Source organism: Streptomyces sp. NPDC033165 (genome assembly GCF_055577965.1).
Genome location: NZ_JBVIPK010000010.1, coordinates 249,678 through 261,630 on the forward strand (window position 1 = coordinate 249,678; position 11,953 = coordinate 261,630).

Sequence of the window (11,953 nt, forward strand, 5' to 3'; positions counted from 1 at the left end):
CTAGCACCACCGTGAAACGTCGGGCAAGCACTCCATGATCAATGAGGGCCCGCCCGTATAAAGCGTCCAGCTAAAGAGTCCAGCGGCTTCCGTCCGCTTCGGCCGGTGGCCGGGCGCCGCCGACTGCCGTGCCGTGCGAGCTCCCACCGTTCGCCGGTCGATCTCTTGTCCCGCCGGCGGGACATGTGCGTGGCATATCCCGAATGGATTCCTTGACCCTCCGGGGATCCCGGGTTAGGTTGCCCATTGATTGTTTCCCGGGTCGTTGTGCCCGATTCCCATACGCACGGCGAAACCCGTCGCCCCGGTGGTCCGGCGGTCGCCGTTCTCCTATTACCCGGTCGGATTTACGAAGCGTTCTCCGGGCCGTTACGAGCTTTTCATTCCTGTCTCTCCGGCCATCCGCGCGGGGAATTTTCGGAGGTGGAGACTTGTCCGTCAGCGTCGGCACCAAGCTGCCCCTCGCGGCTGCGCAACGCGAGATATGGATCGCCGAGCAGCGGCTCGGGGAAGCGAATCGAGTCTTCCGGGTGGGTGAATTTCTGGAGATCCATGGGCAGGTGGACCCGGCCCTGTTCGAACAGGCGCTGCGGCTGGTCGTCGCTGAGGCGGACGCCCTGCACGTCGGTTTCGTCGAGGAACGCGGCGAGGTCCGTCAGGTCGTCCGCGAGCTCGGCGACTGGTCACCCTCTCTGGTCGATCTCCGTGCGGAGCCGGACCCCGAACGGGCAGCCCGCCACTGGCTGGACGCCGCGGTCGCCCGGCCGATGGACCTGGCCGAGGACCGGCTGTTCGAGTACGCGCTCCTGCGCCTGGACACCGACCGCTTCTACTGGTATCAGGGCTACCACCACGCCGTGATGGACGCCTTCGGATCGCTGCTCATCACCCGCCGGGTCGCGGACGTCTACACCGCGCTCGTCGAAGGCCGCCCGGGAGCACCGAGCCCGTTCGGCTCCCTGCCCGATTTGCTGGCCGCCGAACAGGCGTACCGCCGATCGGAACGGTTCACCGAGGACCAGGTGTACTGGACGGAACGGTTCGCCGACCGCCCCGAGCCGACCCGGATCGTCGATCGCCCGTCCACCACCCCCGACCACTACCTTCGGCACACCGCGGGCCTGGACCCCGACGGGCTGGCGGAGCTGCGCGAGGCGGCCCGCCGGGCACGGGTCCCCTGGTCGTACCTGGTCATCACCGCCACAGCCGTCTATCTGCACCGGATGACCGGCGCGTCGACCGTGGTGCTCGGCCTGCCGGTGACGGCACGCCTGAGCCAGGTCCAGCGCCGCACGCCCGGCACGGCCGCCAACGTCCTGCCGCTCAGACTCTCGCTCCGGCCCGGCATGACACTGCGCGAACTCCTCGACCAGGTGGGGGAGCGGGTACGCGAACTGGGCAGCCACCAGTGCTACCGCGCCGAGGACCTCCAGCGCGACCTCGACCTGCCCGGCCGCGCGGGGACCTGGTACGCACCGGTGATCAACATCATGTCCTTCGACTACGCGGTGACCTTCGCCGGTCTGCCGACCACCGCGCACAACCTCTCCTCCGGCCTGGTGGGCGACCTCACGCTCGCCGTGTGGGACCGACGCGACGGCACCGGACTGACCCTCGACCTCAACGCCCACCCCGAAATCTGCGCGGATCACGAACTGGCCGCGCATCAGGAGCGCCTGCTCGCCCTCCTGCGCGCCGTCACGGCGACGGAGCCTTCCCTGCCGATCGGCCGGATCGACCTGCTCACCGAGGAGGAAAGGGCCGCCCTCCTGGCCGTACCCGACGACGTCCCTCCGAAGACGGAGGCGACGCTGACGGGGCTCTTCGAGGCGCAGGTCCGCAGGACTCCCGACGCGACGGCTGTGAGCTGCGGGGATCTGAACTTGACGTACCGGGACCTCAATGAGCGGGCGAACCGGCTGGCCCACCGGCTGGTGGCCCGGGGCATGGGTCCCGAACAGGTCGTCGCGCTGGCCCTGCCCCGCTCCGCCGATCTGGTCGTGGCGATCCTGGCGACTCTCAAAGCAGGCGCGGCCTATCTCCCCCTCGACCCCGAATACCCGCCGGCCCGTCTGGCCCACATGGTCACCGACGCCCGCCCGGGCCTTCTCCTCACGACCACGGCGACACAGGCCAACATCCCGGCGGTGCACGGTACTTCGGTCATCCTCCTGGATACCCCGGACGCCACCACCGACGTCACGCGCAACCCCGCCCCCGCCCTCGCACCCGATCACCCCGCCTACGTCATCTACACCTCGGGCTCCACCGGACAACCCAAAGGCGTCCTCAACACCCACCGCAACGTGGTGCGGCTGTTCGACAACACCCGCAAGTGGTTCGACTTCGGCCCGGACGACGTCTGGACGCTCTTCCACAGCTACGCCTTCGACTTCTCCGTCTGGGAGCTGTGGGGAGCGCTGCTGCACGGCGGACGGCTGGTCGTGGTGCCCTACGAGGTCAGCCGGACACCGGGTGCCTTCCTGGACCTGCTGGCCGAAGAAGGCGTCACTGTCCTCAACCAAACACCTTCGGCCTTCTACCAGTTGGCGCAGGCCGACGCGGACGCCCGGACAGCGGGCTCCCGGCCGCCGCACAGGCTCGGCCTGCGGACTGTGGTGTTCGGCGGTGAGGCGCTGCAACCGTCCCGCCTGGCCGACTGGTACGACCGGCATCCCGATGACGCGCCGCTCCTGGTCAACATGTACGGCATCACCGAGACCACGGTGCATGTGACGTACCAGCCGCTGGACCGCGACCGGGCCGCCGCCGACGCGAACGGCGTGATCGGTGCAAGCATCCCCGATCTGCGCACCTATGTGCTCGACAGCGGACTCCAGCTGGTGCCGTCCGGCGTGGTGGGGGAGTTGTACGTCTCGGGCGGCGGCGTGGCTCGCGGCTATCTGGGCCGACCGGGTCTGACGGCCGAACGCTTCGTCGCGGATCCGTACGCAGCCCGCCCCGGCGCGCGGATGTACCGTACCGGTGACCTGGTGCGCCGGAACCCGGACGGGGAGCTGGAGTTCGTCGGCCGTGCCGACCACCAGGTCAAGATCCGGGGGTTCCGTATCGAACCCGGCGAGATCGAGGCCGTGCTGACCGACCACCCGGGGGTCGCCGAGGCGGCGGTGGTGGTCCGCCAGGAACAGTCCGGTGACGACCGCCTCGTGGCCTACGTGGTCGCGAGGGACGTTCCCGGGGTCGAGGACTTACGGGTGTTCGCGCGCAACAGGCTGCCCGAGTACATGGTTCCGGCCGCCGTCGTCCTGCTGGACCGCATGCCGCTGACGGCCAACGGCAAGCTGGACAAGGCGGCGCTCCCGGAGCCGGACTTCTCGGCGCCGGCCACGGGGCGGGAGGCGCGTACGCCGCAGGAGCAGATCGTGTGCGAACTGTTCGCGCAGGTCCTCGGGCTGTCGCGGGTCGGGGTCGACGACCACTTCTTCGAGCTGGGTGGCCACTCCTTACTGGCCACCCGTCTGATCGCACTGATCCGGGCCGCCTTCGGGGTCGAGCTCGAACTGCGCCTGCTGTTCGAGGGCCCGACCCCCGCCGCGGTGGCCACCCGCCTCGACACCGCCGCACCCGGGCGCCTCGCGCTCACGCCGCGCCGGCGGCCGCCGGTCGTCCCCCTCTCCTCGGCCCAGCGGCGGCTCTGGTTCCTGGCCCGGATGGAAGGGCCGAGCGCCACCTACAACATCCCGCTCGTCATACGGCTGACCGGCGAGCTGGACCACGACGCGCTGCGAGCCGCCCTCGGTGACGTGGTGGCCCGTCACGAGAGTCTGCGGACGGTGTTCCCGGAGGCCGATGGCGTGCCCTGCCAGCAGGTGCTGGCCCCTGAGAAGGCCGTGCCGCGCCTGAACCTCACCCCGACGACGGCCCCCGAACTCCCCGCCGCGCTGGAGACGGGAGCCCGGTACGCCTTTGACCTCACGGCCGAACCACCGCTGCGGGCCGAGCTGTTCACCCTGTCGGCACGGGAGCACGCGCTTCTGGTCGTGGTACACCACATCGCCGGGGACGGCTGGTCGATGGGCCCGCTGTCACGGGAGCTGACGCAGGCGTACGCGGCACGTACGCAGGGCCGGGCGCCGGAATGGCCCGAGCTTCCGGTGCAGTACGCCGACTACACCTTGTGGCAGAACGAACTCCTCGGAGACCAGAACGACCCCGGCAGTCTCTTCGCCACTCAGATCAGCTACTGGACCCGCGTCCTCGCCGACCTGCCCGACCAGCTCACCCTGCCCACGGACCGCCCGCGCCCGGCCGTCATGACCTACCGGGGCGACTACCTCACCGTCGACATCGACCCCGGACTCCACCAACGCCTCGCCGAGCTGGCACGGTCGACCGGCGCCAGCCTCTTCATGGTCCTCCAAGCAGGACTCGCCGCTCTGCTCACCCGCCTCGGAGCAGGAGAGGACATCCCCCTCGGCAGTCCCATCGCGGGCCGCACCGACCAGAACCTCGACCCCCTCGTCGGCTTCTTCGTCAACACCCTCGTCCTGCGCACCGACACCGCGGGCAACCCCACCTTTACCGAGCTCATCAGCCGTGTCCGCGAAACCTCCCTGGCCGCCTACGCCCACCAGGACGTCCCCTTCGAGTACCTCGTGGAGCACCTCAACCCCACCCGTACCCTCGCCCACCACCCCCTCTTCCAGATCATGCTCGCCCTCCAGAACGCCCCCGAGAGCGAGTTCGAACTCCCCGGGCTGCAAGCGGGCGTGGAGCTGGGCAGGACGGGTACGGCGAAGTTCGATCTGTTCTTCAGCCTGGCGGAGCGGCGTGGTGCTCAGGGTGAGCCCCAGGGCATCACCGGCGCTGTCGAGTACTCCAGTGACCTGTATGACGCGTCCACGGTCCAGGCGCTCTTCGACCGGTGGGTCCGTCTGCTGGAGGCGGCCACCACCCACCCCGATCGGCCTCTGAGTGCGTTCGGCGTGCTGACGGCTGAGGAGCACCGGCGGAGTGTCGTCGGTGTGCATGAGACGGCTGTGTCCTTGCCGGATGTTTCGCTGGGGGAGCTTTTCGCGCGGCAGGTGGCCAGGACTCCGGAGGGGCTTGCTGTCACGGACGGGGAGGTTTCCCTGACGTATGCGGAACTGGATGCCCGTGCTGACCGGTTCGCTCGTGAGTTGATCGCCCGGGGAGTGTGTCCCGGTGACTGTGTCGCGGTTCTTCTGCGGCGTTCGGTCGAGACGGTCAGCACGGTCCTTGCTCTGGCCAAGGCCGGAGCCGTTCATGTGCCGCTCGACGACCGTTATCCGGCCGAACGCGTCCGCCACGTCCTCACCGACACCGGCGTCTCACTCATCGTGACCGACGAGGCATCACAGTCGGAGCTCGTCTCCCTGCCAACGGACGTGCTCGTCATCGGCCGTCACGCCCGGGAGGGCGAAGACGAGGTGCCGAACGCGGCGGGTCCGTCGATCGAGCGGTGCGACCCAGCTGGTGTCGCCCCCGACGCCGCGGTGTATGTGATGTATACGTCGGGCTCGACGGGTGTTCCCAAGGGTGTGGTGGTCAGTCACCGCAACGTCGCTGCTCTGGCACTGGATCCGCGTTTCGACGGCGGGGCTCATGAGCGTGTGCTGCTGCATTCGCCGACGGCGTTCGACGCTTCGACCTATGAGCTGTGGGTTCCTCTGCTCAACGGGGGCACTGTTGTGGTCGCTCCCGCGGGTGATCTTGACGTCCCCGCGCTTCAGCAGGTCATTGCCGGGCAGCGGGTGACGGCGTTGTGGCTGACCAGTTCGCTGTTCGACGTGGTCGTCGAGCATGCTCCCGAGTCTCTGGCCTCGGTACGTGAGGTGTGGACCGGTGGCGAGGCCGTCTCCGGGGTCTCCGTGCGGAGGGTCCAGGAGGCGTGCCCGTCGGTGGCAGTGGTGGACGGGTACGGGCCCACCGAGACCACCACCTTCGCCACCTGTCATCCTGTCACCCGCCCTTACACCGGTGGTCCGGTCGTGCCCATCGGCCGCCCGATGGCCAACATGCGTACCTACGTCCTGGACGGCGCACTGCAACCGGTCGTCCCGGGTGTCATCGGTGAGCTGCACATCGCGGGCGCGGGTCTGGCACGCGGCTACCTGAACCGGCCGGGACTGACCGCCGAGCGTTTCGTCGCCGACCCCTACGCTCCGGAGCCCGGTGCCCGGATGTACCGCACCGGTGACCTGGTGCGCCACAACCCGGACGGTGTGCTGGAGTTCATGGGTCGTGCCGACGACCAGGTCAAGATCCGGGGGTTCCGTATCGAACCCGGCGAGATCGAGGCCGTGCTGACCGGCCATCCCGGCATCGCCCAGGCCGCCGTCCTCGTCCACGAGGACCACCCCGGCAACACCCGCCTCACCGCCTACATCGTCGCCGACACCGACACGCCCCCGGAAGACCTCCGTGAGTTCGCGCAACGGCGACTGCCGGACTACATGCTGCCGTCCGCGTACGTCACGCTGGACCGCTTGCCGTTGACGCCCAACGGCAAACTCGACGACGCCGCCCTGCCCGCCCCCGGCCCGGTCGTGCGGGCGGACGCGGAGAGCCGTGAGCCGCGCACCCCGCGCGAGCGGCTGCTCAGCGACTTGTTCACCCAGGTGCTGGGCGTGGACCGGGTCGGGTGCGACGACGACTTCTTCGTACTCGGCGGGGACAGCATCGTCTCGATCCGCCTGGTCAGCCTGGCCCGTTCAGCGGGCGTCGGGTTCGCCGTACGGGACGTCTTCGAGCGGCGGACGGTAGCCGGACTCGCCGAGGTCGCCGACGAACTCACCCTGCCAACCCCGGATTCCGACGACTCCGGCACCGGGACGGTGGAACCGACCCCGATCATGCGCTGGTTCGACGCGCGTGGCGGCGGAATCGACGAGTTCTACCAGGCCATGCTGCTGGAGGTGCCGGCCGATCTCGGTGAGAAGCGCCTCACCTCGGCCGTCCAGGCGCTCGTCGACCACCATGACGCGCTGCGGTTGACCCGGACGCCGGGCGGCCCGGACGGCGGGTCGTGGTCGCTGGAGGTCGGACCGGTGGGTTCCGTGTCGGCCTCCGACCTGGTGCAGGTCGTCGACCTCGGCGACGCCGACGTCGACGGGGCCCTGGTCCGCGACCAGGTGAAGGCGGCGACCGCCCGACTGTCGGCCGAACGGGGGCCGCTGCTCCAGGCGGTCTGGTTCGACGCCGGACCGGACCGTCCCGGCAGGCTGCTCCTCCTGGTCAACCATCTCGCGGTGGACGGCGTCTCCTGGCGAATCCTTCTTCCGGATCTCATCGCCTCCTGGGAGGCGGTCGGGTCGGGACGCCCGCCCCGGCTGGCGCCGGTGGGCACCTCGCTGCGCCGCTGGGCGGGGCTGCTGGCCGCGGAGGCCCGCCGGCCGGCCCGTGTCGCGGAGGCAGGCCTGTGGACCGACCTGCTCACCGCCGCCGATCCGCCGCTGACAACCGGCCGGCTCGATCCCGTACGGGACACAGTGGGCCGGGCCCGTGAAGTCACGCTCTCCCTCCCGCCCGACGTCACCACCCCGCTGCTGACGACGGTGCCGACGGCCTTCCACGCCGGGGTGAACGACGTCCTGCTGACCGCCCTCGGCCTGGCGGTCGCGCAGTGGCGCCACAGCCAGGCCCGCGGGCGGCACACCGCGGTGCTGGTGGACGTGGAGGGGCACGGGCGCGAGGAGATCATCGAGGGCGTGGACCTGGCACGCACCGTGGGCTGGTTCACCTCGCTGTATCCCGTCCGGGTCGATCCGGGCCCACTGGTCTGGGAGGAGGTCCTCGCCGGCGGGCCGGCGCTCGGGCAGGCCCTGAAACGGGTCAAGGAGCAGCTGCGGGCGCTGCCCGACCGGGGCATGGGCTTCGGCCTGCTCCGCCACCTCCATCCCGAGACAGGGCCCGAGCTGGCAAGGCTCGCCACGCCCCAACTCGGATTCAACTACCTCGGACGATTCCCGTCGGCTGGGACACCGGTGGTGCCCGGCAATCCCGCGTGGACCGTGGCATCGGAGGCGGGCCTGCTGAGCGGCACCGATCCGGGCACCGCCCTGGCGCACGGGCTGGAGGTCAACTCCATGGTCCGCGACACCCCGGACGGACCGTGGCTGGAGGCCGTCTGGACGTGGGCCCCCGGTCTCTGGCCCGAACACCACGTCCGTGTCCTCGCCGAACAGTGGTTCCAGGCGATCCGAGGCCTGGTCCGGCACGGCGACCGGTCCGGTACGGGCGGCCACACACCCTCGGACTTCCCTCTGACCGAACTCAGCCAGCACGACATCGAACAGCTCGAAGCCGCGTGGAGGATTCAGAAATGACGCCGTCGGGCCTGGAAGACATCCTTCCCCTCACTCCCATGCAGGAGGGGCTGCTGTTTCACTCCCGCTACGAGCAGGACGGGGCGGACGTCTATGCGGTGCAGCACGTCTTCGACGTCGAGGGCACCCTCGACGGGGCGAGGCTGCGGGCGGCGGTCCGCGCCCTCCTCCAGCGGCACCCGAACCTGCGCGCCGGATTCCGGCAGGTGGATTCGGGGCAGACCGTGCAGCTGATCCCCCGCGAGGCGGTCCTGCCGTGGGAGGAGTCCGACCTGTCGTCGCTGCCCGCCGCCGAGGCGGAGGCCGAGCTGGTCCGGCTCGCGGCCAAGGAGCACGCCCGCCGCTTCGACCTGGCCGAGCCGCCACTGCTGCGCTTCTCCCTGGTGAGGCTGGCCGAAGAACACCACCGTCTGATCATGACCACCCATCACATCCTGCTCGACGGCTGGTCGATGCCCATCCTGGTCCGCGAACTGGTCGCGCTGTACGGCAGCCACGGCGATGTCGCCGTACTTCCCCGGGTGACCCCGTACCGGCAGTACCTGGGCTGGCTCGCCCAGCAGGACCGGCCGACGGCGGAGACCGCCTGGAGCGAGGCGCTCGCCGGCCTGGAGCAGCCGACCCTGGTCACTCCGGTGGATCCGGCACGGGCCGCACGGATGCCGGAGCGGATCACCGTCGAGCTGGACGAGGACCGCACGGCGGCGCTCGTCGACTGGGCGCGTCGGCAGGGCGTGACCATGAACACCGTTCTCCAGGCCGCCTGGGGTCTGGTGCTGAGCCGGCACACGGGACAGGACGACGTCGTGTTCGGGGCCGTCGTGGCCGGACGCGACCCGCAACTGCCCGGCGTCGAGAACATGGTGGGCCTGTTCATCAACATGGTGCCCGTCCGGGTCGCGCTGGGTCCCGCGCAGTCGCTGTCCTCCACCGTCAAGCGGCTCCAGGACGTACAGACGCGGCTGACCGCGCACCACCACCTCGGGCTGGCCCGCATCCAGCAGCTGGCCGGTCCAGGTGACCTCTTCGACACGGCCATGGTCTTCGAGAACTACCCCTGGGACGAATCCGGCGAGGTGCCGGACAGCGGTCTGCGGGTCACCCCGGACCTCGGCCGCGGACGGGACGCGACCCACTACCCCCTCACCCTGATCGCCGCCCCGGGGCGGCGCCTCTACCTCCGCCTCGACTACCGCGACGACCTCGTCGACCGGGCCACGGCCGCCGGGTTCCTCGACCGGCTGGCCCAGGTCCTCGACCTCGTCACCACGGACGCCGATCGGCCGATCGGGCGGATCGACCTGCTCACCGACGAGGAGCGCGCCACGCTGACAGCCGTCCCCGACGAGGCCCCTCGGACCATGGGGGCAACGTTGCCGGGGCTGTTCGAGGCGCGGGTCGTCGAGACCCCGGACGCACCCGCGGTGGTCTGGGACGGGACCACCCTGACCTACCGGGAACTCAACGAGCGGGCGAACCGGCTGGCCCACCTGCTCACCGCCCGCGGTATCGGCCCCGAACACGTCGTGGCCCTCGCCCTGCCCCGCTCCACCGACCTCGTCCTGGCCGTCCTCGCCGTCCTCAAGGCCGGTGCTGCCTATCTCCCCCTCGACCCCGAATACCCCCATGCCCGCCTGACCCACATGGTCACCGACGCCCGCCCCGGTCTGCTCCTCACGACCACGGCGACGCAGGCCGGCCTCCCCGCCGTACCCGACACCCCCGTCCTCCTGCTCGACGCCCCGGACACCCCGGCCGACCTCGCCGGCCACCCCGCCCACAACCCTGTCACCGCCCTCGCACCCGGCCACCCCGCCTACGTCATCTACACCTCCGGCTCCACCGGACGGCCCAAGGGCGTCGTCATGCCCGCGGGCGCACTGCTGAACCTCCTGGAGTGGCACCACAAGGAGGTCGGCGGCGAACCGGGCACCAGGACCGCGCAGTTCACGGCGATCAGCTTCGACGTGTCCGCACAGGAGCTGCTGTCGGCCCTGCTCTTCGGCAAGACGCTGGTGATCCCCGCCGAGGACGTCCGGCGTGACGCGGCCCGGTTCGCCGCATGGCTGGAGGACCAGCGGGTGGAGGAGTTGTTCGCGCCGAACCTGGTGCTGGAGGCCCTCGCCGAGGCCGCCGTCGAGCAGGGCCGGACGCTGCCCCGGCTGCGTACCGTCGCGCAGGCCGGTGAGGCGCTGACGCTGAGCCGCCCGGTCCGCGAGTTCCACCGGTCGGCGCCGGGCCGCGCACTGCACAACCACTACGGTCCCACCGAGACGCACGTGGTCACGGCCCATACCTTGGGCGACGACCCCGACGGCTGGCCGGCGTCCGCGCCGATCGGCCGCCCGATCGCCAACACCCGCGCCTACGTGCTGGGTTCCGGACTGCAGCTGGTGGCCCCCGGTGTCGTGGGGGAGCTGTACATCGCGGGGGCGGGTATGGCACGCGGCTACCTGAACCGGCCGGGACTGACGGCGGAGCGTTTCGTCGCCGACCCCTACGCTCCGGAGCCCGGTGCTCGGATGTACCGCACCGGTGACCTGGTGCGCCGGAACCCGGACGGTGTGCTGGAGTTCATGGGTCGTGCCGACGACCAGGTCAAGATCCGGGGGTTCCGTATCGAACCCGGCGAGATCGAGGCCGTGCTGACCGACCACCCCGACATCGCCCAGGCCGCCGTCGTCGTCCGCGAGGACGAGCCCGGAAGGGCCCGACTGGTGGCCTACGTGGTGGCGGGGGAGACTCTACGGCTCGACGGAGTAAGGGAGTTCACCCGGGAACGGCTGCCCGAGCACATGGTGCCGTCGGCCGTCGTACCCATGGAGGACCTTCCGCTGACGGCCAACGGCAAGCTGGACCGTGCGGCGTTGCCGGTGCCTGAGTTCACGTCGGGCGGGGCGGGGCGGGAGGCGCGTACGCCGCAGGAGCAGATCGTGTGCGATCTGTTCGCGCAGGTGCTCGGGCTGTCGCGGGTCAGGGTGGACGACGACTTCTTCCACCTGGGCGGGCACTCGCTGCTGGCCACCCGCCTGATCGCCCGCATCCGGGCCGCCTTCGGCGTCGAGATCGGCCTGCGCACGCTCTTCGAGGAACGGACCGCCGGTGCTGTCGCCGCCCGACTCGACACCGCGGGGCCCGCGCGCCTGGCCCTGACCAGGCAGCAACTGCCCGACCCCGTACCGCTGTCCTTCGCGCAGCGTCGGCTGTGGTTCCTGCACAAGATGGAGGGCCCCAGCGCCACCTACAACATTCCGCTCATCCTGCGGCTGACAGGTGAGCTGGACCATGAGGCACTGCGGGCGGCCCTGGGCGATGTGGTGGCACGCCACGAGACCCTGCGCACGGTGTTCCCCGAAGCCGAAGGCACCCCGCGTCAACACGTCCTCGACTCCGTCACTGTCGGGCTGTCCACGGTCGAGGTCACCGAGACGGAGCTGCCGGACGTCCTCACGTCGGCGTCCCGCCACCTCTTCGACCTGTCCGTCGAACCGCCGCTGCGTGCCGAACTGCTGCGCCTCGCATCCGACCGGCATGTCCTTCTTCTCGTCCTCCATCACATTGCGGGTGATGGGTGGTCGTTGGGTCCTTTGGCTTCGGATCTGGCTCGTGCTTATGCGGCGCGGGTGCGGGGGGAGGTGCCGGGG

2 protein-coding genes are annotated in these 11,953 nt (G+C 70.5%); both read left to right on the forward strand.

The genetic code is table 11. The annotated features are described in order from the left end of the window. The first annotated feature begins 431 nt into the window (after positions 1–431). Positions 432–8,309 (forward strand): amino acid adenylation domain-containing protein, encoded by a 7,878-nt coding sequence (locus ACZ5WC_RS23905; protein WP_468542702.1) that lies wholly within the window; start codon positions 432–434, stop codon positions 8,307–8,309. Beyond that, a partial coding sequence (locus ACZ5WC_RS23910; RefSeq protein ID WP_468542703.1) for an amino acid adenylation domain-containing protein occupies positions 8,306–11,953 on the forward strand: 3,648 nt, incomplete at its 3' end. The genes ACZ5WC_RS23905 and ACZ5WC_RS23910, both read left to right, overlap by 4 nt.